Origin of the sequence: Pseudomonas sp. CHM02, from assembly GCF_000612585.1 — a bacterium.
In the GTDB taxonomy this organism is placed as follows: domain Bacteria; phylum Pseudomonadota; class Gammaproteobacteria; order Pseudomonadales; family Pseudomonadaceae; genus Aquipseudomonas.
Window position 1 is genome coordinate 1 of record NZ_JFCA01000033.1, and the last position, 21,020, is coordinate 21,020.

The 21,020-nt window shown below is 50.0% G+C and carries 25 protein-coding genes and 1 pseudogene; 14 read left to right on the forward strand and 12 right to left on the reverse strand.

The features are described 5' to 3' along the window. The first annotated feature begins 111 nt into the window (after positions 1-111). Complete coding sequence (locus tag BM70_RS0119585; RefSeq protein ID WP_025857554.1) at positions 112-321, forward strand: hypothetical protein; 210 nt, start codon at positions 112-114, stop codon at positions 319-321. Then, positions 318-794, forward strand: a complete 477-nt coding sequence (locus BM70_RS31415; RefSeq protein ID WP_025857555.1) for a hypothetical protein — start codon at positions 318-320, stop codon at positions 792-794. Before BM70_RS0119585 ends, BM70_RS31415 begins: the two co-directional genes overlap by 4 nt. Here BM70_RS31415 and BM70_RS0119595 read toward each other — a convergent pair. The 4 genes and pseudogenes from BM70_RS0119595 to BM70_RS32580 all read right to left on the reverse strand — a co-directional run. Then, on the reverse strand, positions 791-1,459 hold the full coding sequence (locus BM70_RS0119595; RefSeq protein WP_155952175.1) for a hypothetical protein: 669 nt from the start codon (positions 1,457-1,459) through the stop codon (positions 791-793). The two genes, BM70_RS31415 and BM70_RS0119595, sit on opposite strands and share 4 nt — an antisense overlap. A 77-nt stretch (positions 1,460-1,536) precedes the next feature. After that, positions 1,537-1,794 (reverse strand): hypothetical protein, encoded by a 258-nt coding sequence (locus BM70_RS0119600; protein WP_025857557.1) that lies wholly within the window; start codon positions 1,792-1,794, stop codon positions 1,537-1,539. A gap of 191 nt (positions 1,795-1,985) precedes the next feature. Continuing rightward, on the reverse strand, positions 1,986-2,498 hold the full coding sequence (locus tag BM70_RS0119605; RefSeq protein WP_155952176.1) for a hypothetical protein: 513 nt from the start codon (positions 2,496-2,498) through the stop codon (positions 1,986-1,988). Positions 2,499-2,750: 252 nt separating this feature from the next. Beyond that, a pseudogene (locus BM70_RS32580) lies at positions 2,751-2,995 on the reverse strand (transposase); the annotation flags it as partial. Here BM70_RS32580 and BM70_RS33685 point away from each other — a divergent pair. Continuing rightward, positions 2,894-3,127 (forward strand): hypothetical protein, encoded by a 234-nt coding sequence (locus BM70_RS33685; RefSeq protein ID WP_177326571.1) that lies wholly within the window; start codon positions 2,894-2,896, stop codon positions 3,125-3,127. The pseudogene BM70_RS32580 and the gene BM70_RS33685 sit on opposite strands and share 102 nt — an antisense overlap. A gap of 154 nt (positions 3,128-3,281) precedes the next feature. Here BM70_RS33685 and BM70_RS0119615 read toward each other — a convergent pair whose 3' ends face one another. From BM70_RS0119615 to BM70_RS0119625, 3 genes are all read right to left on the reverse strand, one after another. Beyond that, positions 3,282-4,571, reverse strand: coding sequence for a DUF4200 domain-containing protein (locus tag BM70_RS0119615; protein WP_025857559.1), 1,290 nt, complete (start codon positions 4,569-4,571; stop codon positions 3,282-3,284). Positions 4,572-4,812: 241 nt separating this feature from the next. After that, positions 4,813-5,178: a histone-like nucleoid-structuring protein, MvaT/MvaU family gene (locus BM70_RS0119620; protein ID WP_025857560.1), complete on the reverse strand. Its 366-nt coding sequence runs from the start codon at positions 5,176-5,178 to the stop codon at positions 4,813-4,815. Between the two features lie 25 nt (positions 5,179-5,203). After that, positions 5,204-6,205 (reverse strand): hypothetical protein, encoded by a 1,002-nt coding sequence (locus BM70_RS0119625; RefSeq protein ID WP_025857561.1) that lies wholly within the window; start codon positions 6,203-6,205, stop codon positions 5,204-5,206. Positions 6,206-6,650: 445 nt separating this feature from the next. Here BM70_RS0119625 and BM70_RS0119630 point away from each other — a divergent pair, with 445 nt between their 5' ends. The 3 genes from BM70_RS0119630 (at position 6,651) to BM70_RS0119640 (ending at position 10,224) form a co-directional block, all read left to right on the forward strand. Beyond that, positions 6,651-7,610 carry a hypothetical protein gene (locus tag BM70_RS0119630; protein ID WP_025857562.1) on the forward strand — a complete coding sequence of 320 codons (960 nt, stop codon included), beginning with the start codon at positions 6,651-6,653 and terminating at the stop codon, positions 7,608-7,610. 493 nt (positions 7,611-8,103) lie between these two features. Continuing rightward, positions 8,104-9,048, forward strand: coding sequence for a hypothetical protein (locus BM70_RS31940; protein ID WP_155952177.1), 945 nt, complete (start codon positions 8,104-8,106; stop codon positions 9,046-9,048). A gap of 357 nt (positions 9,049-9,405) precedes the next feature. Then, complete coding sequence (locus BM70_RS0119640; RefSeq protein WP_025857564.1) at positions 9,406-10,224, forward strand: AbiJ-NTD4 domain-containing protein; 819 nt, start codon at positions 9,406-9,408, stop codon at positions 10,222-10,224. 42 nt (positions 10,225-10,266) lie between these two features. On the opposite strand, the gene BM70_RS0119645 is transcribed toward BM70_RS0119640, so the two are convergent. The 3 genes from BM70_RS0119645 to BM70_RS0119655 all read right to left on the reverse strand — a co-directional run bounded on the left by BM70_RS0119645 (position 10,267) and on the right by BM70_RS0119655 (position 11,622). Next, positions 10,267-10,650, reverse strand: coding sequence for a hypothetical protein (locus BM70_RS0119645; RefSeq protein ID WP_025857565.1), 384 nt, complete (start codon positions 10,648-10,650; stop codon positions 10,267-10,269). A 90-nt stretch (positions 10,651-10,740) separates the two neighbouring features. Further along, a complete protein-coding gene (locus tag BM70_RS0119650; RefSeq protein ID WP_025857566.1) occupies positions 10,741-11,187 on the reverse strand; it encodes a hypothetical protein in 447 nt (148 codons plus the stop codon). A 42-nt stretch (positions 11,188-11,229) separates the two neighbouring features. Further along, entirely contained in the window at positions 11,230-11,622 is a 393-nt protein-coding gene (locus BM70_RS0119655; RefSeq protein ID WP_025857567.1) for a hypothetical protein, read from the reverse strand. Positions 11,623-11,849: 227 nt separating this feature from the next. On the opposite strand from BM70_RS0119655, the gene BM70_RS31945 reads away from it, so the two are divergent. Continuing rightward, entirely contained in the window at positions 11,850-12,329 is a 480-nt protein-coding gene (locus BM70_RS31945) for a helix-turn-helix domain-containing protein (protein WP_025857568.1), read from the forward strand. An 87-nt stretch (positions 12,330-12,416) separates the two neighbouring features. On the opposite strand, the gene BM70_RS0119665 is transcribed toward BM70_RS31945, so the two are convergent. After that, positions 12,417-12,881, reverse strand: a complete 465-nt coding sequence (locus BM70_RS0119665) for a 3'-5' exoribonuclease (RefSeq protein WP_025857569.1) — start codon at positions 12,879-12,881, stop codon at positions 12,417-12,419. A gap of 459 nt (positions 12,882-13,340) precedes the next feature. Between BM70_RS0119665 and BM70_RS0119675 the strand changes: the two genes are divergently transcribed. Continuing rightward, positions 13,341-13,676, forward strand: a complete 336-nt coding sequence (locus tag BM70_RS0119675) for a hypothetical protein (RefSeq protein ID WP_025857570.1) — start codon at positions 13,341-13,343, stop codon at positions 13,674-13,676. A 563-nt stretch (positions 13,677-14,239) separates the two neighbouring features. Here BM70_RS0119675 and BM70_RS0119680 read toward each other — a convergent pair. Beyond that, positions 14,240-15,262 carry a restriction endonuclease gene (locus BM70_RS0119680; RefSeq protein WP_025857571.1) on the reverse strand — a complete coding sequence of 341 codons (1,023 nt, stop codon included), beginning with the start codon at positions 15,260-15,262 and terminating at the stop codon, positions 14,240-14,242. Between the two features lie 202 nt (positions 15,263-15,464). Here BM70_RS0119680 and BM70_RS0119685 point away from each other — a divergent pair, with 202 nt between their 5' ends. From BM70_RS0119685 to BM70_RS0119710, 6 genes are all read left to right on the forward strand, one after another. Further along, positions 15,465-15,833 (forward strand): hypothetical protein, encoded by a 369-nt coding sequence (locus BM70_RS0119685; RefSeq protein ID WP_025857572.1) that lies wholly within the window; start codon positions 15,465-15,467, stop codon positions 15,831-15,833. Between the two features lie 61 nt (positions 15,834-15,894). Beyond that, complete coding sequence (locus tag BM70_RS0119690) at positions 15,895-17,067, forward strand: DUF3800 domain-containing protein (RefSeq protein ID WP_025857573.1); 1,173 nt, start codon at positions 15,895-15,897, stop codon at positions 17,065-17,067. Further along, positions 17,060-17,596 (forward strand): hypothetical protein, encoded by a 537-nt coding sequence (locus BM70_RS0119695; protein ID WP_025857574.1) that lies wholly within the window; start codon positions 17,060-17,062, stop codon positions 17,594-17,596. Before BM70_RS0119690 ends, BM70_RS0119695 begins: the two co-directional genes overlap by 8 nt. A gap of 762 nt (positions 17,597-18,358) precedes the next feature. Next, complete coding sequence (locus BM70_RS0119700) at positions 18,359-18,613, forward strand: hypothetical protein (RefSeq protein ID WP_025857575.1); 255 nt, start codon at positions 18,359-18,361, stop codon at positions 18,611-18,613. A 309-nt stretch (positions 18,614-18,922) separates the two neighbouring features. Further along, a complete protein-coding gene (locus BM70_RS0119705) occupies positions 18,923-19,219 on the forward strand; it encodes a hypothetical protein (protein ID WP_025857576.1) in 297 nt (98 codons plus the stop codon). A gap of 118 nt (positions 19,220-19,337) precedes the next feature. Further along, positions 19,338-20,657, forward strand: coding sequence for a hypothetical protein (locus BM70_RS0119710; RefSeq protein ID WP_177326572.1), 1,320 nt, complete (start codon positions 19,338-19,340; stop codon positions 20,655-20,657). Positions 20,658-21,020 lie beyond the last annotated feature (363 nt).

Sequence of the window (21,020 nt, forward strand, 5' to 3'; positions counted from 1 at the left end):
GAGCGTTGATAACTGCGGGGGGACATACAGCCGTGTTCCACGGCTTAAATTGCCCGTCTTACCTTCGTCCTTTCCGCTGCTATGCTGGTTTTTTGACTAATAGAGACGTGCATCATGACCGAATACTCGCTATCAGATGTGCTAGAGAGGATGTACCAAAACCAGCTCGCCCTCGAGGCAGCCCTGATGGAATTGACGCTCCATGCTGAAGCCCACGGACATGCAGATGTTGGAAATAACGTTCGCGGAGCTCTTGAGGCAATCGGCGAGAACGCCGGACATATCAAGCAAGGTCTAGCCCGGCTCAAAAAGCTCCCATGAGGCAGCAACTGTTCGATTTTGATCTCAAACGCGTCTCACGCGAGCATTACATAACAGGGAAAGCTGCGATCAATATTCCGCGCCCTGAAACCACCACTGGTGGATGGCATTTTCTGTCCTACTTCGACCGAGAGTCTGGTGTAGCCAAGATGTCGCTGGCAGGTATCCACTATCCTGACACCATGGGCTTCTTTGGAGACGAAGGCATCATTGACGTCACTGATCGTTTGGCTGAATTTGGTTGGTCTTTAGACGGTCATAGGCTTTTCATGGCCGATCACTACAGAGCTACCCCAGACATGATTGTGAAGTGGGCGCTATTCGTATCATTTTGCCCATCGAAGATGGCCAGGCTTATCCAGTCACCATGCTTGTTCTTGCTCACGACAAACATGATGCACCAAGGACGCTTGCTGAGATGGAGCGAATCGCGACCACTCTGGTACTTCGCAAGCAGATTGCAAGGCTCTTAATCTGACGGGGCAACTGCTGGTGATTGCTGGTTAAGTCGGCCTTCCCCCTGTTGGGCTTTCAGTGTCTGATTAGCAATTTCAGAGAGCTCAGCTAGGCGCTCGTTTGTCACCACAAGCATGTGACCCTGCCATGGCTCTTTGAAAACCAGTTCGGCAAGAACGAAAAGTTTCTCAAGAAATCTCCCTGCGATCTGCTCTGCCTCATGGTAAAGCTCAACGAAATGCGTCCGTATTTGCGTAGTTAGGTCATCGTATCTGGCTGTGCGTTCGTTCCTGATCCCGGCCAGGACAACGAGTAGCTCCTCAGCCTTAGCCTTATCGTTCACACCAGAGTGATCAATCACGCCATTTTCGTAGATTCTGTCGAAATCGTCTTGATCGAGGCTTTGTTCAAACGTCTTTCTGTACCATTCGATCTCCACTATCGTTCCGGCAAGGAGAACCTTGATCCTGTTGGATAGGTAGCCATCAACCGATTCAGCTGTGTCCAGTCGGCTCTGTGCTCTCGGAAACGCCTTTGCATGACCTGAGGCCTTGCCGTGCATACGTTTTATAAAAATCTGACCGACGCTGAACCCCAATTCTCTGGCCATCATCCAGTGTCCTAGCTCATGGTGGATCACCCTGCTGACGTCGATATCGTCTTTTGTTACTGGCAATGCCATAACCATCTCCCCATGTCTTTAATTTCACTGCAATGGCAGCTGCCTGTGTTGCTTCTAATGATTGATTTTGCTGCTGATCAAGCCGTGACTGGCACTTCCACTGCCAAAACCGCTTCGGCCTCAAGTTCTAGGAGTCGCTCGTCACTCATGTCGAGCCCCCTATCGCTCCAGCTTTCACTGATGACCAGGCTCGCCAGGTCGAAGAGTTTTTCCGAGAATGAGTCGACGATGCGTGTCGCCTGCTGATAGATCTCACCAAAGATTTCTTTTGTTTGCTTTTCATGCAGGTCGTAACTCTCGCTAGGTTCTCGCTCTATCCCGCAGAGAATGATCATTGTACGCCAACACAATTTACCTCTCATGCGCCTTGATGAGCGGAGGTTGAGGCGACCAGGGCTGCTCTCAAGGAACTCCGCTATGTGGAAGGCGTCTCGCTCAAATCGATGTAGCAGACAGAACGGCCTGCTCGTCTATCTAATCTGAGTCCATCAATGAGGATCCACCTTCCATTGTGTTGCGCACTGTTCTATTGGGGTGTTCGCGTGTCCTCGTCGCCTTCGGTGGTGGGCTCCTCCTTGTAACGCAATCTCGGTGATTTATATCCTGTCCACATGTTATCTAGGCCCCTTACAGTGACATAAATCGCGCCGCCCACAGCAAGAGCTCCTCCTAAGCCAGTTTCATTTAAGTGCGAGACTAAGGCATAGGTGAGGCCGATGGAAAACGAGACTTCTATTAAGCCATAGTAAAATTTGTTTTTTTCTCTAAAAACATAGAGTGCTAGTCCTATTAGCAAAGTGGCAGTCGTCACATACCATGCATAATCGGAGACTGCCTTAAAATACATCGATAAATCTTGGGTGAAAGTAAATTTTACCGCTTCTTGAAACATCCAGGCAGCTAACGCCAATAAAAAGGGGGCTTTAATATATTGCCAGCGCCGTAGGTCGGTCTCTAAGCCGACAGGGTCTGTCTTGGATCGGTCAATAAGTTGCTGAAATACTCTGGCTCTGGCTAATCGAAGGCTTTTTCTGCTCAATTTCAGTATCCGTCTGAGATTTTTGGGGCAAGTTAAATGCCAAAAAAGCATCTCACAATTCTTGGGCTGACTGCTAGCCAAGTATGCTCTTTCCTGGCTTCAAGCCTTGAAGAATGACAGATCGGTTGGTTGTTCTGCCTCTAGACCGGCTGTACTTTCTTGTTCCAGCCGAGGCTGCCAGCACATGGAGCCAACCACTGGCGTAGCTGTGGGTGAGTGGCCAACGCCTCAGGCTCAACTAGGCGCATGCCTGTACGCTCGTGATCTTCCGACATCAAGAGCGCGGTAGCCTTTTCTAATATCGATTTTTCCCGTTCAAGGCGGGCGATCCGGGCTTCCAGCTCCTAGATTTTCTGCTGTTCCGGGGTCAGTGCTTTGCTCTGCGGAGTGACGCCTTGGCGCTCCTGCTGAACCTGATCAACCCAGCGGCGCAGGGCCGACTCGCCGACGCCGAGTTAACGGCTGGCTTCGATGTCGCTGTAGTTTTGCTTGAGCACGAGGTCAGCAGCCTCGCGTTAGAATTCAGCAAAAAAGGAACGGCGTTGTTTAGTCGTCTGACACCTCGATCTGGCGAGCATTCTCGCCTAAATGGGTGTCCGGCTTCATTAGACCACTACACTGAAAGATAACGAGCTGGACGAAGACCAGCGCTAATACTGCAAACACCATTGTTATGCTACAGACAGTGAAAGCAGTAGGCCTTTTTGAAAGCCTAGACTTGCGAGTCTTAGCAGGCACAACATCTCCGCAGGGCTTACAGAACGACAAGAAGCCCGAATAGACTCAAAACGCTGGAGGCTCCCATCCACTGAAGTGTTTCAACGCGTCCAAATCCCCGATCAGTTCTTTCGCTTTAGCCAGCCGCTCGATAACCACTATCCGCTCATCATCTTCGAGCCTATGCGCAGATCTCTCAATATCGTCAAAGAATGCCTGAATGCTGTTTACCTTTGCCCAAGTCTGAATCACAGCTTCTAGCTGCTCACGGCTATCCTGGATCGCCTTGAGTCGGCGTTTTTCCTCTTCTTTTCTTTGCCACTCAGCCATCTGCAATTGATGCTTCTGCCGTTCGAGCTCAGCCCTTTCTCGCTCAACCTCGACTTTTTTGGCAAGCCCTGCGGCTTCAGCAATCAAGAATTTGACGATGCTTGGGATTTTGCTGACCAAATCACCAGGTCTGTCCTCGATCCAGCGATGAATCCAATCTACTCGGTAGTAAGGGGAATAAACCTGGAGGCAGAGGCGACCGGTAGGCATGTCGGTACTCATTACCCAATCATTGCGATAAGGAGAGCGACGTTGATTGGCTGGAAGTGAACTCAATCGAACATACTCCTTGTCTACGTACTTTACCTCGACGTACTCACTGATTTCGTAGATGGTCAAACCAAAAACTATGGCTCCGATGTAAACCACGGTAGGACGTTGCGGCTGCCACAGCGAAGGATGTATGTACCTCGTTGAGGCCTTTTCCCTATGATCAACTGACTCACGATTCATATGCTTAGCAGGATCGCTGAGCGCTACTGCAAGACCTTCTTTCATCAGAGCCAAGTAAAACTGGTTGGCAAAACCTACCGCATGGGCTATCCCGGTACGACTCACAATTAAATCCGCCATGGAACGCTTTGTGGGCCGTAAATAACCGTTATCGCTTTCCCGAACCTTCTTAAAGTGCTCTTCAATATCTAGTAAAATTGGGTGCCTGCGAGGCAGTGCAGCAGGGACTGGAGATTTTTTTCGGTTCGTTTTTTGAACTTCTTTTGGCAAAGACCGCGAAACCTGGAGAGGCGCTCCATTTCGACTCCACGCAGTCACATCGCCAGGCAGGGATTCGGGCAACAATGGACGCGCTTTAGCTTTGCCAGCTGCGACTTGAGCCCAATACCCCACAGGAGGACGAGGAATATTTAAACTGGTGAAAACTCGAGCCAAATAGCTTGAAGACACCCCATATCGTTCGCCGATTTTGGTCATAGGAACCGACCAAACCTGTTCATAAAGCGACTCTCTTGTCACGACATCTTCGGACAAGTCATCGGCAGAAGTGAGAACCTCAGATGTGTCTTCCATGTGCGGGAGCTTTAGTCATTTGGTGGGTTTCAACTGGATGATCATAGCCCTGGATTATGACGATTCCGGACAATGGCTCCTTGATCAATCAAGAGACATCCCCCCACCTTGCTTCGCGTATCCAAGCGCTTTGAGGGTGAATAACACCGTCATAAGGCGCTTTAAATTAACGAAAAACAGCGGCGCAAAAGCGGTTCCTGATCTGACTAAAAAAAGGGGCCCTTTTGTACTCAACCCAAGATCACTTGGTCAGCCAAGACTCGACAGTGTCAGCGCCGTGCTGACTTTTCCACTCTTTCAAGCCTTTGTGATTACCACCCTTCGTTCCAATAATCTCGCCGGTGTACGGGTTCTTATAGATTTTCACCTGTCGAGCCTTGCGGGTGCCCGTTTTTGGCGCCCCTACAGTAGCGCGGCGGCTGGATTGTGGGTCAAGCAGGTTGATCAAGTCTTTCAGGCTGAAACCGTATTTTGCGAGCAAATCACGCAGCTTCGTTTCGAACTCAATTTCTTTCTTAAGGCCGGTATCGCCCTTCAGAGCTTCGAGTGCTTGCAGCTGCTCGGCGAGGTGTTTTTCGAGTTGGCGGAATTCGGCAAGTTTTGACATGGGAGTTCTCCATTTAATCAATGTTCTAATAAATGAACGCGCGTTTAGCATGGGCAACATACGCTAACGGCAGCCTGTCAGCGTGAACTCGTGGCTCTCTGATAGTCGCTATCGCCTGATAGACAGCAGAGAGTACGCTCACGGCCCCTCCCGCGTAAACCGAAGCGCTGCCTACAGCTGGATATGATAATCCAGCCCCAAACAATGGAAGCAGCGAAGTGAATATTACTCTTCCAAAGTTTGGCTTCATCGCCGATGCAATTTCTGCTATCTGGTCGTTGCACTCCTGAAGAAAAAAATTGGTACGCTCTATGCGCGCGTGAGGATCTGAAATATCAGCAATACTCATGCAGTGCATTTCAACATGACAGCGGAGACGTGGAAGCAAGTAACCATGACGACGTTTGAACAATAATAATTGATCGATAGTTATTGGCTCAGCCGGTGTAGGCAGCAGGTTATGTAACACGACCTCCCGCGCCTTATAACGATGCACGGGGCTCACCTGCCCGCGAAAGCGAGGCGAGAAGCTAGCGAAATGAAGAATGCTATTGGTGACAGGTACTGCACTCACCTCACCTACAGCCCCAAGGCAAGTAGCAAGGTAGAACATAAACTGCTGAGCAATATCATATCGCACATCAAACCATCCCGCATTAACTTTGACCGCTAGGCCTGCATCAATTAGAAAGTCAGTTATTCCGTGAAGTTTCTCAGCATTGATCCGCATGGTAGAAAATTGGCGATCAGCTGTGGTGAAATAGTGTGGCCTATCCAACTTCGCCTGAACTAGATCTATAAACGTCTCGGAAAAATATGGAACTTTATGCAGGTGGTGTGCCGGAATAATCGGTTGCACGAGTCCTTCAGATAACAAACCTCGCATGAATTCGCTCATCTGTGCTGGGCGCCGCAAATGTTGCATTGGTACAATTGAAGAAACAGAATCCCAGTACAGCAAGGCCTTTGTACTCCAGGAGTCGTTGGGCAAATTGATGTAAGGAAAAAATAGCGCACTCAGATTCATCGCAAACCTCCTTGTCGATAGCTACTGTTAAGCTTCGCGCCAAAAAGCACCTAAGCCAACAAATTGTAAACATCGTTCTATTTATGATAAACAGTCCATAGCTGATCCATTATAGTCGTAAAACGCTGACTCATGATCTTTCTGCGAATAGCCTAATCAGGATCATTAGGTACGCTTGCCAAAAGCATCGTCCCTCTACTCCACCTACCATGGATTGCGTCCAGAACACACATGAGTTTCTCGGTAGCCTCAGGTGGGGGAAGGAAAAAAGATCATTGGTGTATTCCCCTTTCTAACAGAGGTTAACCGGAAGCACCCTGCTTTGCTGTACTGAAAGGCAGGTCGGAAAACACGTTCCACAGCTTCAACTGGTAGGGTACCCCAGCAACCGCGCTTAGCGGTATGATCCCTGTCCATGTGCAATGGATAGTGCGAAGGGGTAGCAATGGCAGGCTTGTGGGAACCAGTCAATGGTGTGTATACAGCTTCGGCATCGTGGGCGCCGTCAATAAACTTTTGGGATAAATTCGAGTGGTTTCCTTTCATCATGACGGCAACCGCAGCCCTAATCACCGCATTGGTCGGTGCGTGGCTCGGTGCTTGGGCAGCGCAACGCATTGCAGGTAAAAACAAACTCCGCGATGAATTACACAAAGAACTGCGCAGTACAAACGCTGGCATCATGCTGGCGCATACGGTGGCTAATGTCGCATACGCACTTAAGAAACAACATATCAAGGCGCTGAAAGAGTCATACGAAAATGATTGCAAGGCCTTTGAGTGTTATAAGCAGCAAGTGGCTGCAGGCAACGGAAGAACTGCTTTCCAAATGGCCCCCAACCTTGATCGACTTCACGAAGTCACAGCACCTATCTCTGCCCTTCAAGATATTGTAATGGGAGAAATCTCCACTACAGGACGAGCTATTGCATCGGTGATAGCTTTAGCTGACGCTTTGCAAAATTTGAATGACGCCCTACGGGGGCGAAATGAAATTATTTTGAAAATTAAGGAAGATAGGCTCCCATCAGGAGCGGAAGTGCAACACTTTTACTTCGGTATCCCTTATGCAAAAGGAAAGGCTAACCTAGAGTACGGCTGCTACGTTCAGGCACTATCGCTGTATACAAACGATACAATATTTTTCAGCATGAAGCTATGTGATGATCTGCGTGAGCACGGCTTGCATGTAGTCAAGAAATACAAGAAAGAATTACAGGGGAAGGCTCCAGGGGTTAGTGATTTTAACTGGAGCAAGGCAGAACAAGAGGGTTTGTTGCCTAAGGACGAGGATTATGAAAGCTGGCTGTCGGGCTTTCAATCATCACGTGAAAAAGAAGCTCCAAGTAAGTGGCAGCGGCTTAAAAAACACTTCCCATTTTTTCATCGCCAGCGTTCAGAGTGAACAACTGTGCTCAAGACCTTTATGGTACGCATAGCTCTCCAGGCATATACCGATACTGGCGATACTCTTCGCCTCACCGAGGTTAGACTCGGAGAGTCTGTCAGGAGTCGGTATCAAAACCTGCTGCTCACAACACTTTACTCCTTTGCAGCGGAGCCAATATACATCAGCAGCGTAATGCAGGATAAACCTTTACCAGGTTCTTTTCAGCCTGCGTCTGCCCTTCAATACTGGAGATGACTGACACCCGTGTAATTACGTCCCGGCATAACGTGTTCTCCCGCGCTGAGACAAATCAAGTCGATGAGGTCGTCCGCTTTCTGCGCTATGCGATGGAGCTCCCCAAAAGCTTGAAGCAACTACATCAGCCGTGAAGGTGTAAATAGACAAGAATAAATCGGCATTAAGAAATAGTGGATGAATAACGAGGGCAACTGCTCTATCAAAAAGTGTGTAAAAGTCACAACATTCATAACAACAGGTATAAACCTCTATGAGTCATAAAAGCAAATCAATGTTCTTGGAAACAGTCACCTCGCCTTTCAGAAACAGCCTGATCGGCATGATGACCGACAAAAGAAATCCTCACTTCGAAAAAATAATTTCGAGAAGCAAGCTCTACATGATTGGTGGTCGACCCAGGGCTGATTTCGTTAACATGAGGGTTAATGAATACGCGGAGAAAATGCAGGTCGACATAGCTATCGGAGGAAAAATTGTCGACACTGGAACAATAGACCTTGGAAACGGAATTGCAGGAGTGACCCTGGGCGTATCGTATGATAAGGACATATTGATGGTTGGAAACCATATAGATGGGGGTGAATTTAAGGCAAAGCGGTTCTTCACGCCTGACTCAGTTTACTGGCATCGTTCTAGAGGTAGCAAATATGTTTCTGGCTTTAATAATAATTCGGCAGTTTGCAATTACGACTTGCTCTATATCGGCATTGCAAACTCCAGTGGGAGCTTTGATCGATTGATAAAAAAAGCACACCACGGCAGGCTGGATATTCTAACTCAAGAAAACATCCGATACCCCGAGCCCGGCAACAGAGTATCAGATGAGATTGTTCTTTTTACGTTCGATATAGAGCCACTAATCATTCAATCATGGGGTGAGGAACACGATGACCCCAAGATGGACGATATGATAACTAGCTTCGACCTCAAGAGATCAGTGGCGGACGCTGAGAAGGCATTCATCAGCATGCTTCGCCCCCAATATAACAAAGTCATTTACGGGCAGTATCCCAAAGGGGAAGATGGCCTCTACGATGCAGGCTTTGACATTTATCAATACTTTTTAAATGAAAATATAACTTTCAATACCCCATCTGGTGTATTTGCAGGAAAGAGAGATGTAAGCGGGTTCGGCTTTGAAGGAGATGCGATTACAGTTCAAGGAGATGATGTGCGCGTATTCCACCCTGAATGACGGCTATTGGCCAGAATAGCCCAATAGATCAAGCATTCGCTTTAATGTTGATACCATCTAGGCATTAGGAGAAAAGCCCTCTCCATGTACCCGCCATGAAGCATTCTATGCACCTCCTATTCTGGTTTTGCCGCCGGGCGGCCAGACCAACGCCCGAAACATTGCAGTAAAGCTTCCACCTCCCGTCGAAGGCTAGGTCTCTCTTGCTAAATAGTCCCGGATTCTCTAGACACCTTGCAAGCACACGTGAGTAGCAGCACCTTGGATCGTTTTTAAAAGTCGGATTGATGAAATTGCTCGCTCATCAAAAAAAAGACCTAAGCTTGCACATTTAGCGGATCATGGAGCGAAAACGGAATGAATGACTCTTTTTCCAAGCGCAATGGATTTCATCGCCCCCAAGAGAGTGAAATCACCATCAGGGAGGATGCGCCTGAGGAGCTGCGTGGGTATTTGGTTCAACTGAGCTACGAGTGCGGATTCAAACCCTCAGATCTGCGGGCCATTCTTTGTAAAGCCCTAAAAAAACAACCTGACTCGAACAACTGGAGCGAATTTCCCAACATCGACTGGGAGGTGAACAATCTTCTCCAAGAATGTAAGTGGTACAAAGTTTATGACGTAATCGAACGCATCCAGGCCGATTTGGGTCAGCAGAACTACAACCCGGATACGTACGAACATTTTCAAACCGAGTTGAATGACTATTTCGTAGAGAATGGCATCGGTTGGAAGCTTGCAGATGGCCTGGTCGAAATTCGTGGCCCGGAGTCATTCGAAGTCATCGTAAAGAATGCTCGAGAGACAGAACGCGAATACGGTCATGTGACAGCTGGTAAGGAGCTGCACGAAGCAATAGGTGACCTCTCCCGTCGCCCCTCTCCTGATCCAACAGGTGCCATTCAACATGCGATGGCGTCATTAGAGTGTGTTGCCCGAGAAGTCACTGGTGACGTCAAAGCGAATCTGGGTGACATTCTCAAACGACACAACACCATCATTCCTCCCCCACTGGATCAGGCTGTAGCAAAAGCTTGGGGTTACGCATCTGAAAATGGTCGGCACATACGCGAAGGGCGAGAACCCTCATTCAATGAGGCTGAGTTGATAGTTGGCCTATGTGCCTCTCTCGGTAATTACCTGATTAAAAGTACGCAGGCGGACGAGCCAAATTGAGCACAGGATGGTGATTTCCATCCATGCTAATGGGCGTGACCGTCACTGCAACACTCGTGGAGTGAAATGGTGCTGCCCCTGTGAAAGCCTTAGGAAATCGCGCAGGCTCGCACGCCCATTACCGCGCTGAAACGTCGCGAGCACGTAGCGTGAGTTCACTGTGGTCAGCACCCAGAAACGGCCCTCGCGCTCCGCTTTAATCACGTCAGAAGTCCGGATCAGGTGACCGTCGCCGAACCGTCCATATTGGTCTTTACGGTTGTGACCAAACACGACGCCTAGGCCAGCTCGGGCTTTGATGGAGGCTCCGCACAGATACGCGGTGACTGGCCTGTCGAAGCCTTGCGTCTGGGCTTTTATGATTCGTGTTAGGTCGAATTCTGTGTGGCGCTTACCATAAAAATCCAGGTCAATCATGTTTAGCATTGTTGCACTCCGTGGGCGGTGTGTACTGCTTAACCAGGAATTCCACACGGAACCATCCGAGCTGGTGGCGTGCAAGAATCCTGATAAATTTCAGGCTGATCGAATCATGTTTGCGTGATAGATAGGACGAAGGTTGCTCAGCGCATCGCAACGGAAGCCAGGCTGGTGTGAGCTGTGGTATTCGGAGCCTGTCTCGACCTCCAGCAGGCACACAACGCACTCGTTTTGGTCTTCGCCAAGCGTCACCTTTGTCAGGGTCTCCATGCGCCAACCTCCTGTCCCATTCATGTGGGCGGGGGTGACTACTTGAACGTCGGTGATGATCGTCTCTTCGTCTTGTGCAATCAGCACTTGCTGCAATCGAGGCTCGCTGTCGATCATCAAAGCGACCTCGGTGGTTCGGCCCTCGTACTGAGCTTGGACGGTGACGTGATACCAGTGAGTGCGAAGCACCTTGGATACCTGATGCCATTGGTACTGGCCTTCACCAAACATGCCCGGCATGCCACGCATGTCGGCGTCGTGTGTTCTAAACATTGTATTTCCTGAGCCTCAAAGAGCTCCGTTACGAAGCGCATGTTAGAAGAAGGAAAATACTTCCTTCAGGCTGGCAGGTTGTTCATGGCCAGGGCCAATCAAGACGTAAGCGGTGTTTCTGGTTTCGAACACAACACCGTCATGGAAACCGGTGCACATGCTTGAACGAACCCAATCCCCCCTCTCGAAACGATCTTGGCTATCCTCTGCCACGTTGTGAGCAAATACGATCATCGGGAGCTGACCCACGGCTTGCAGCTTGGCGTGTTCGTCGGGGGTGACTTCAATTCGAAATATTGTCCAGTCTCGAACTAGGCAGTAAGACTTTTTAGGAAAGCGCTCGACTGCTAAGGCTCGAGCTTCAGAGCTGCTCGACAGGCCCTCAAGTGGTGTCCGTGGCCCGTTCATGAAGTCGGGTTCTTCGACGCTAGCCATAGGGCTTCCTTTCATTAATAACCGGGAAATTGACAATTCAATCCCGCTTGTTGTCGCTTGCACTCGAGCTGATGGCTCCCGCAAGCAAGGTGCGTAGCTCCGCTTACAGATGTATATGCATCGAAAAGCAGGCCTCGAAAACACCGATTGCACCGTAATACGGATCATAGCCCGTGTTATGGTGCGTCGCAATATGGCCTTATCCTCGATTTGCTTGGGGAAATGTCATGGAGGCCGCAGAAGCCCTAGCTGTAGTGGTGCGAGCACTGCGTAGAAAAAAAGGTCTTACGCAAGAAAACCTGATCACTATTGACCGTTCCTATTGGGGCCGGATCGAGCGTGGGGAGGTGAACATCACGATTGATGTGCTCATTCGTCTTGCAGCGCTGCTGGAGGTTGAGCCTGCCTCATTGATTCTCATGGCGACGTGTCTACAGTCCAACGAGCCGCTTAGGGACGGGCTGAAGCGTCTGAATAAGCAACTAAATAGGATTAAGAAGGACAGCGTAGATATTGAGATGGAGTCGTTGGTAAGTGCAGGGAAGCTTCCTCCTGGTCGACCAGCGCGATCCGGAGCAGCGCAGAAAGCGGCAGAGGCAAATCGCCTGAACAGTGAGGGAGTATCAGTGACCGAGATATCGGAAGCGTTGGGTCTGTCTAAAACTACTATTCGTAGGTATTTGACCAGCAAGTCCGAACAGGTCTGATTTTTGAATGACCAGCATCAAATTGAAAATGCCCCAAGAAGGTTTGCTGTGAAAGACAGCTTTAGCTCAACTTGGCCTCTTAGGACTTCATCCCCCTTTCTTCAGATCGCTTTCTCTGAACATGCTAGCGATGATGCGGGCATCAAGGAGAGCGTGATGCGGAAGCGGAACTCCGTCACTTGTGGCATCCAGAGTTGTGGCGTCAGTGGGGTAATTCCGGACGTTCCTTGGCCATTTACCATCGTCATATGCGAGTTCACAGAAAAGCTCCCAGTCGTACTGTGGAGCATCTGTGACAATCTCCAGAACTTCGTCGAACGAGGCTAGGAAATCGAGTAGTGCAGTTCTTGCCCCGATAGTAGGTTGTGCATTGCCACCGCCCCATAGCTGCGGAAGAACGATCTCTACGACGAAGTCGCTGCAATCTTCCTCTCGCCATGTGTCGACCAATTCCACGTAGAATTCGCGTCCATCCTCAGCTACCAGTGCGAGTGATATCAGCTTCGCTGTGGCTGAGAGCCGGGTAAACTCGCAATCAAGAAAGAGCCTCATGTTGGAACTCCGTTATGACTAGGGCTCGCCTGGATATGGCGCAGGAGGGTGAGTTATGGGAGATGGCCCTCGAGCATCTCGGCTCAGACGGACTCCTCCAAGCGGTCATAGAAACCGCGCCGGGTGCCCACCCAGACCAGTCGTTGAGCATCTATCCCACGACAAGGTTAGCCAAGAAGTCTTGAATATACTGAAAATTGCCCAGGAACGAGTCGGTGCCTTCGTACCGGGTCGAATTCGGGCTGCAGGCACCGTCACCTTGTACGCGCGTCACGCCAGCAGCTTGGTTTATGGACTCATCACATTGCTACCAAAGGCGCAGCTTTCGCGTGCCCTGCGAGGCTCATGTATTGAAATCGAACTGGGGATTTAACGTTCGAGCAGTTTCCCCATGGACGCCGGTCAGCAGCATTCCTAGTAGAATTTATCCAGTGAAGTGCCAACCCTTTGAGATGCTCTATGAACTCTGAATTAACCGAAGAAGAAATGCGTCGTGCCCTTTTTGGTACGCCTCAGCCAGAGGAGCAGGTTTCTACTCCGCTAGTGCTGGAGCTTGTGCCAGAGGTCATTTTGACGAAGCCGGCAGCGGCTCCAGTAGCCAAGAAGAAAGTAGCGAAACCGTTTACGCCTAGGCTACGTGTCACGCTTCAGGTCGGGAACGAGTTTGAAGGAAAAATGATCGAGTTTATTCACGAGGCTGATACGTTGAGCTCATTACTTGCTGAGCAGGAAGCTGTGAAGGCTGCCAGGAAAAAATACAAATACGTGGAGATGGTATCGGTTAAATCGATGTAGACGCCCCGTTGACCTGGCTAGGCTGGTGGGCGTGCACCCACTCGGATAATTGATGTGGCACCTGCGTGGAACGGCTTTCGGAAAACGGTCGGATGGGGAGGATTTGGTATGCATGGAGCATGGATTGCTACGTGCCATTGTCGTAGTGCCAGCATACAGATCGAGAGTGGTCGGAATTGCGATGCTTTAGGTCATTGAAGCAATAGCTAGAGTTCATTTCCTAACGACAATTGCGCCAGGGTTTATTGAGCAATAGGGACATGCGGTAATTCGACGGCTATCTGCGCCGCCCATGATTCCTCGAACGTAGCAGTTTATATGCCTCACCGAGTGTGTACGAAGTAGAAGGGTGTACGTCACTTTAAGTTTTAGCCTTCCTAGTGATCTGAATTGACTCCATCTGACTCGCCACGGAACCCATGGATAGATGAGGAAACAACAAGCTTAAATCCTAAGCACGCCGCGCGGGCCCTTGAGGGCCATGGGCGTGTAGTCAATTTATATATTCTCAAGGCGAAGCGCCTGGCTTGAGCCAGCCGCTTCGGACGCTCAATCGCGCTTGATCAGTTGAACCGTAACTCGCTATCAACAAAGTTATAGATTTTAACAGCCCATATGTATCCGAGCTTGTTGTCGGCGGCTGCTTTGAAAGCTTCGTTTATCGCCTTTTTTCTTCCGCTAAGCAAATATCTGATGCGCTTTTTAATTATCAGCTTTGTAGTCTTGTTCAGGTTTTTATGTTGATTAGAAATGCGTTTTAATGCCAGGCCGAGTTCGAGAAAGTTGGACTCTGCGGACTGTAAAAGTGACGAAGCGTGCTTAATTCTATTTGTGGCCCTACTCGCAATAAACAAAGCGTCATCCCAGTCGGGTTCGCTCGACTCAAGATGCTCGGTGAGAGTTCTCAGGCTATGGATGATTCCTTGCGCATCATCAGGTGCAAGTAGCTGGCTAGCCCTACGCTCAAGTATACGTATGGCCACAAAAAGCTGATCTGGATCCTCTTGAGCCATCCATCCGAACTCTCCAAATATTAATTTAACGTCGTATTTTAGAGAACCGCCGTAGTAACCGAGCTCTAGAGCCCCGATGAGAGTTTCCTGGGGAGTTTCACCTAGACCTGAATCGGGCGCTAACAGTTGGGGATAATGATTGGAAAATACGCTGGAATTTAGCACAAGCCCGGCAACGATTTCCTCCCAGAACAAAATACCTACAGCGAAGAGCTTTTGAGACGCACGCTGTTCTGAAAGCACACGGACTTGTTCTTGGAGTTTGGAATCATGATCAGATGTAGTAGCGATGAATAAAGTAGTCAGGTTTCCTTTAAATTTCGCTGCTTTTTCTATTTCATCCTCAACCGTCTTGAGGTCTAAAGCGCCTGAAAACCGCTTGCACTGTATCCCGGTTGCACGCCCCAAATCGTCAGGGCCAAAAATATCCACCCCTTGTTGCTTTTGACCGGGACGTCCATTTTTCGTGAGTGTGCTGCTTTTCCATTTTTGTGACATAGCGTCACGTACGATTGATTCAAACTCTTGCCAATTCAGCGGTTTTGGCAAGTTCATGGTTTGGAGTGTTGGCATCGTTCCCTCGAATATCTGTCCCTGTAAGAAGGCCAACATTACTCGATTAACGCTCACTGCGTGTAATAAAACCGCTGGACATTGGCATTAGCCCAGAGGTGTATTGCCCTGCCGGCGAGCGCGAGCGCAGGTGATCAAGGTGGTGATGGCTTTTGGCTTCGATGCAAGCTAGATTTGGAGCCTTCTAAGATCAAGGACGGATATGAAAAAAATCATCGCAGCCATGGGGATGTGTGTCGCGCTTGGCGGTTGCGCTACGTCGCACTACACAGCAGGGCGGGACTTTCCTTCGGCCAGTGTAGCGAGCATCACCAAAGGCAAAACGACGACTACTGAGTTGAACTCCCTGTTTGGTGAGCCCTACGCCAAGAGTGCTGTCAGCGAGACTGACGAAAAGTGGATCTACACCTACACCAATGGCTCAGCCCATGCCCAAAGCTACGTGGTCACCATGAAGGTGACGACTACGGGTACTCAGAAAACTCTCGACGTCTTGATCCGAAATGATGTAGTCATCAACTACACGTTCAGCGAAGGCCCCGCTCCAGGCACTACCACTGCGACGAACTAAGTTCGCCACCTTGCCATTGGGCGACCCACCGCGCTCAGTACGTTGTTGATGGAGCAAGCTAATGGACAGAACATATGCCTTCGTGGATGAGTCCGGGAATTCCGACCTTGATACGTCAAAGGGAGGAAGCTCGGGCTTCTTCATCGTGTGCTCCATTCTGGTTGCAGAGAAAGACCTGGAAGCTGCTTATGCCCAAGCTGAAGCACTCCGTATACGTCATTTTCAAACAGGCGAGATCAAATCCAGCAATCTGAAGCCGAAGGATTCAGATCGCCGTGCCCGAATCCTCAACCAGCTAGCTGAACTGCCATTCAAGCTCTATTTCACCATCGTTGATAAGTCCCGAATTCACAAAGACGGCGGCCTCCGTATCAAGACCTCGTTCATAAAATACGTGAACGGGTTGCTCTATGAACGTTTGTTCCGCGCATACCCTGACCTCCAGATGATCGTAGACGAGCATGGTGGCCAGGAATTTCAGGAGAGCCTCAAAAGCTACGTTGCAGAACGATTCGTGGACGACCTATTTGGCGATAAGGATGCCTTCCAGACGATGGCCAGTAAGGACAACGTTTTGGTTCAGGTTGCAGATTTCTTCGCTGGCTCAGTCGCTCAGATCTACGAAGAGAAAGCTTCGGAAGAAGCAGTTTTTGCCTACAAAAAGATCCTGCGCAGCCTGACTCTTGGAATGCTTGAGTGGCCATCCAAGTACCAGTCTCTTCTGCCACCGCCGACAGATGAATCTGGGTATGCAGACTACCAGGTACACCAGGAAGCTCTCCGCCAGGCTGACCGTTTTAGCGAGCGGGCTGGTGAACACCCTGATGAGGATGAGCGCCTGCAATTGAGTATCCTGCGGTTCTTAAGATTTCAAAGCGAATTCGTCACCAAGGATTACGTGCTCACTACGGAGATCATGGCCCATCTAAAAGACAGCGGACTGGGAGAGGTCAACGGCCAGAGGATTCGTTCCAGTGGCATTGCCAAGCTTCGGGATGCGGACGTCATCATCACAAGCGCCGCCAAAGGCTACAAGATCCCTCAAACACGGGCAGACATTAACGAATTTCTTGAAAGAGCGTCAGGCATTGTTGTTCCTCTACTGGAACGGGTCAAAAAGGCTCGAGAGGTATATCGGCTGAGTAGTCGAGGAGAATATGACATCGTGACGGCGGCCAACCTGGCTGAGCTTGCCAAGCTGCTCACTGCGCTGGAGGCGTTTGCAGATGACTGAACTCAGTCATGGCCAGGAACCTCACCAGGCTGCATTGATCCAGGATGAAATCCTAGAAATTTTGAAAGAGGCCAAGGTGCTCGCGCGTAGATTCTATCGCCTGACCGGCAAGCCGCTGGGCGTGACCGGCGAGGTCGCAGAGTACGAAGCTGCTACTAGACTCGGCCTGTTACTACATCCTGCAAGGCAGGCAGGTCACGACGCTACAGAGACGCTGGAAGATGGCGTCGCGAGAATCCAGATCAAGGGGAGATGTATCCTGAACCCACAAAAGATTACGGGCCGTATGGGTGCAATTGATCTACGACAACCCTTCGATACCGTGCTCTTGGTGCTGCTTGATTCTGAGTTCAACGCATTTGCAATGTACGAAGCGAGTCGTGCCAGGGTAGAGGTAGCGTTGACCTTGCCTGGCTCGAAAGCCAGAAATGAACGGGGAGCGCTGGCGATTAGGCAATTCATGTCGATAGCTACGTTGCGCTGGGCTCGTCATGAGGCCAGCGAATCAGAGAATCTACTTCCCTCCTAGAATCGAGCGCTAGTGGTACGTTGCTCTGAGATACATATTTAATGTCCCCAATAAGGCACATAAACCATCATTTTTGGGCTTAATGACCCCGTTTGGGAGCGTTACGCTCAGAGACTGACTGCAGGCGACCATCACCGCCTGGCGTGATCAGAGGTCAGAGGAAATAGCCCGCAATAACCCGCCCGAATGTTTTCAGTCGAGGTTTTTAGCGTCATCCACTGACCGTGGAGAGAGTTCAGGAACAGCACCTGACGGAAAAAACCAAACCAGATCTAACGAAGAAATGACGCCACTGAATTGTCACTTTTAAACGCAGAGGGTTGCTGTTCTAGAGGGAACAGGGGCATGCGAAAGGAGTGTGTTTCAAAATATTTCAACGGCGAAACGTCGTACCCCGCGATTTAGAAGGGCTGGGCATACATACAGGAAAAAAAATGGATCCAACCACTCATTTGCGCACAAGTTATCCACAGGCTGTTGCCTTGCATTGTCATTTTGACCCCATTATCTTGTAGGTCATCTCGACAACAGCACTACATGTTGTGTTTTTGGCGAGGGGCTGAGGTTTCAGTGAACACAGCGGGTATGCGTGCAAAGTTTGGACGCCGAGCACACATACCCGCCAATCCCTGAGCCAATGCGGACACTGGTGGGACGCGCATTAGAGAAAAACCGACTTTGGATGTCAACCATTCAGCTCGGTTTCCCGCTCAAGGGTTGCTCCTGCCTACTCGATTTTTATACATACAGGAGCACCTAATCATGCCGAAAAATCCTAAACAAACTTCGTCTCCCGTGGCCAGCTTGGCCTCCAAAATTCTGCGTAGTGATAGCTCTTCGGCCATCCAGAAGGAGTTGGCAGGGTCGGCCATGGCTCAAGCGTCGACCGGCAAGCAAACCGGTGCCGATATGGAGACTAAAGCCAGTCATGTCCTCGACAGCAACAAGTACAACGCCACCACCAAGACCTTAGCAGCCTCGGTGCTCGCCCAATCGAACAAAGAGCGGGGTGAGTAAAAATGGCTCAGTATTTCGTCAACCGCAACGCACAGATCAACGGTGACCACGAAGTGCACACCAGTACGTGCATTTATTTGCCGGCAGTTCACAACCGCCTTGATCTTGGCTATCACACAACCTGTGCGACCGCTGTTCGCCAGGCTCGCAACACCTACCAGCAGTCGAACGGTTGCCGGACGTGCTCTTCGGTTTGTCACACTCAGTAGGAAGAGGCTAGAAGTCAGGTTTCTCGCTCTTGGGTGAGCCGGCTGCTGCATGGGCTGGCCCCCATTTTTATCAAGTGTGAGTTTTCTGGGAATTTTCACTATGAGCTATTTAGTCTATTGCACGTTTGATTTGAAGAACGCCTCTTCCAAGGACTACGAAAACGCGTACGCAGATCTTCAGCGGATTGGCCTGGCGAAGGTCATCAAGGCAGATGAGGGGCAGCATGTGGTGATTCCTACCACGTCTACGATGGGGTTCTTTAACGGCACCAGCGCGGCTGCGGTACGAAACGATATCCATAATTCTGTACAAGCCGCTTTCCGAGCGCGACTTTTGACGTCTGAAATCTTCATTGTGGTGGGCGGCGATTGGGCTTGGGGAGCAGGGACAACATGATGTGTACGAGGCTGGAATAGTGGTTTTGAGTGGGTATGAATCCCCGTTGATCTTCCTCTGATTGCACTGCGTGCGAGAGCCATTGATGAGATTCCCCAAGGAGACAGAGCGCCTAGGAATGGCCGCTCTGTTACTCAATAAGATCCAAAACGATCCTGACGATCTATTCGCTGTTCGGGGTCTACAGCGCTTTCTATTAAGGCAAGTCATCACTGTCGAACACAGAATCAAACGACTGAAGAAGGCCAGGAGCAGGATGGTTTCTTTAAGGCGGAAAGGCTCGACTAAGGACAGATCTGCATTTCTTAAAAAAATCGCCTCAAAGGTTGAGGATCGCATCCAAAACCTCCATCACCTTCTTTTCCTCTGGAGGTGCTTCGGTGATGGCCTAGCCTGCATATATCAGAGTTCATACAGCCTTAAGCACCTCTACTTTGATGGTGATTACGAGGTCAAAAGCGATCCAGGTTTCATGCTCGGTAAGGTTGGATTCATGAACGAATATCGCCTACTGCGGAAGGCTCTCGCGATGAACGTACCTGCGATGCTTTCCGATCTTACGAATATAATCAGGCATGGCGACCTCTTGTTGATGGGGGCTGCAGATCCAGTGCCTTTGGAAGTGAAAAGCTCGGCGAATGTGAACGCTAGGGTGCGTAGACAGCAAAAGCAACTGCGCGTACTGCATGAGTTTTTCAGAGATGACGGCGCGGCGAACTTCAGAGGTGTGCCCAACACCAAGCGCATCGAGGTTTCGGTTCCACTCATTAGCTACGAGGAACAGATCAACAATTGTATGTCGGAGGCTCAGAGTCACGGTACGGCAGCTCTCATCCCCGAGCCTGGTCTGACATACATCTGTGGGCGAAACGATATCCGGTGGGCTCAGTCGATTGATGATCTGGTGATGCGGCATCAAACCGCAACCACTCTGATCGTCGCATTAACTCCAGAGCCTAATTGGCTTCCCTGTAGATCGTTCACGGCTTCAATGTCACCCGCCAATACCGTGCTGTTCATGCAGGAGAGTATTACCTGTCTTGTCTTAATTGAACTGGTCGTGGTCAAGCATCTGCTAGACGAGCGGGCCTTAGATCCTGTGATCGTCATGGACGGCGTGAGCGCTATTCAGATCGCTCCCTGGATGAACAAGGTCAGAGTTAGCTCCCAAACCAAGGACGTCGCTGACGACTGGAAAGACAGACTAGGCATTTTTCGCATTAGCGAACTTCATTTCCTAAGAACAGCCACCCAGTTCGAGTCACTGCGATGGTTCGCCGATAGCCTAGCTGCACAGGTAGAAGTCATGCGTGGCGAGGAGCCGCAGGAGGTGCAGGATGGCGATGCTTCCTTGATGGAGATTCCAAAGGAGTGGTTGTCGGCCAAGGACTGCTTCTCAGCCATCCGCGCGGAGGGTGCGGAGAAAGGATCGCGCTGATCATGAGTGAGTCGGGGTGGACTGAAGCTAGATTGCGGGAGCATCGGTCGTTGCAGGCGCTTCGGGCGTTTGGGGCCCTTATAAAGCTAGAGCCATTATTGCGTTGCGGGTTTGCGCATTATAAGTCTGTAAAGCCATACAAGGTGATTGGTGTCTTAAACGAAATTAATAGTCGATAGATCAAGGAGGCCCTCCGGCTAGCCAGCGTACCTGCAGCGCCTTACTAGGCGATGCATCTAGATTTCATGAGCCATAGTTATGCGACTAAGTTAGATCCGTTGTGCACAGCAAGGCGAGCTAGCAGGGCGATACTGAACAACATTTTTTTTCGAGATGCGCGAGCGTCTGACCTACTTATCTGCA

Coding starts and splice junctions, on each gene's coding strand:
- BM70_RS31415 (WP_025857555.1), top strand. CDS start 318: ATGAGGCAGCAACTGTTCGATTTTGATCTCAAACGCGTCTCACGCGAG.
- BM70_RS0119680 (WP_025857571.1), bottom strand. CDS start 15,262: ATGCCAACACTCCAAACCATGAACTTGCCAAAACCGCTGAATTGGCAA.
- BM70_RS0119625 (WP_025857561.1), bottom strand. CDS start 6,205: ATGAATCTGAGTGCGCTATTTTTTCCTTACATCAATTTGCCCAACGAC.
- BM70_RS0119685 (WP_025857572.1), top strand. CDS start 15,465: ATGAAAAAAATCATCGCAGCCATGGGGATGTGTGTCGCGCTTGGCGGT.
- BM70_RS0119640 (WP_025857564.1), top strand. CDS start 9,406: ATGAATGACTCTTTTTCCAAGCGCAATGGATTTCATCGCCCCCAAGAG.
- BM70_RS0119615 (WP_025857559.1), bottom strand. CDS start 4,571: ATGGAAGACACATCTGAGGTTCTCACTTCTGCCGATGACTTGTCCGAA.
- BM70_RS0119595 (WP_155952175.1), bottom strand. CDS start 1,459: ATGGCATTGCCAGTAACAAAAGACGATATCGACGTCAGCAGGGTGATC.
- BM70_RS31940 (WP_155952177.1), top strand. CDS start 8,104: ATGAGTCATAAAAGCAAATCAATGTTCTTGGAAACAGTCACCTCGCCT.
- BM70_RS0119655 (WP_025857567.1), bottom strand. CDS start 11,622: ATGGCTAGCGTCGAAGAACCCGACTTCATGAACGGGCCACGGACACCA.
- BM70_RS0119600 (WP_025857557.1), bottom strand. CDS start 1,794: ATGATCATTCTCTGCGGGATAGAGCGAGAACCTAGCGAGAGTTACGAC.
- BM70_RS0119645 (WP_025857565.1), bottom strand. CDS start 10,650: ATGCTAAACATGATTGACCTGGATTTTTATGGTAAGCGCCACACAGAA.
- BM70_RS0119620 (WP_025857560.1), bottom strand. CDS start 5,178: ATGTCAAAACTTGCCGAATTCCGCCAACTCGAAAAACACCTCGCCGAG.
- BM70_RS0119650 (WP_025857566.1), bottom strand. CDS start 11,187: ATGTTTAGAACACACGACGCCGACATGCGTGGCATGCCGGGCATGTTT.
- BM70_RS0119705 (WP_025857576.1), top strand. CDS start 18,923: ATGAGCTATTTAGTCTATTGCACGTTTGATTTGAAGAACGCCTCTTCC.
- BM70_RS0119675 (WP_025857570.1), top strand. CDS start 13,341: ATGAACTCTGAATTAACCGAAGAAGAAATGCGTCGTGCCCTTTTTGGT.
- BM70_RS0119700 (WP_025857575.1), top strand. CDS start 18,359: ATGCCGAAAAATCCTAAACAAACTTCGTCTCCCGTGGCCAGCTTGGCC.
- BM70_RS0119630 (WP_025857562.1), top strand. CDS start 6,651: ATGGCAGGCTTGTGGGAACCAGTCAATGGTGTGTATACAGCTTCGGCA.
- BM70_RS0119665 (WP_025857569.1), bottom strand. CDS start 12,881: ATGAGGCTCTTTCTTGATTGCGAGTTTACCCGGCTCTCAGCCACAGCG.
- BM70_RS0119710 (WP_177326572.1), top strand. CDS start 19,338: ATGGCCGCTCTGTTACTCAATAAGATCCAAAACGATCCTGACGATCTA.
- BM70_RS0119695 (WP_025857574.1), top strand. CDS start 17,060: ATGACTGAACTCAGTCATGGCCAGGAACCTCACCAGGCTGCATTGATC.
- BM70_RS0119690 (WP_025857573.1), top strand. CDS start 15,895: ATGGACAGAACATATGCCTTCGTGGATGAGTCCGGGAATTCCGACCTT.
- BM70_RS31945 (WP_025857568.1), top strand. CDS start 11,850: ATGGAGGCCGCAGAAGCCCTAGCTGTAGTGGTGCGAGCACTGCGTAGA.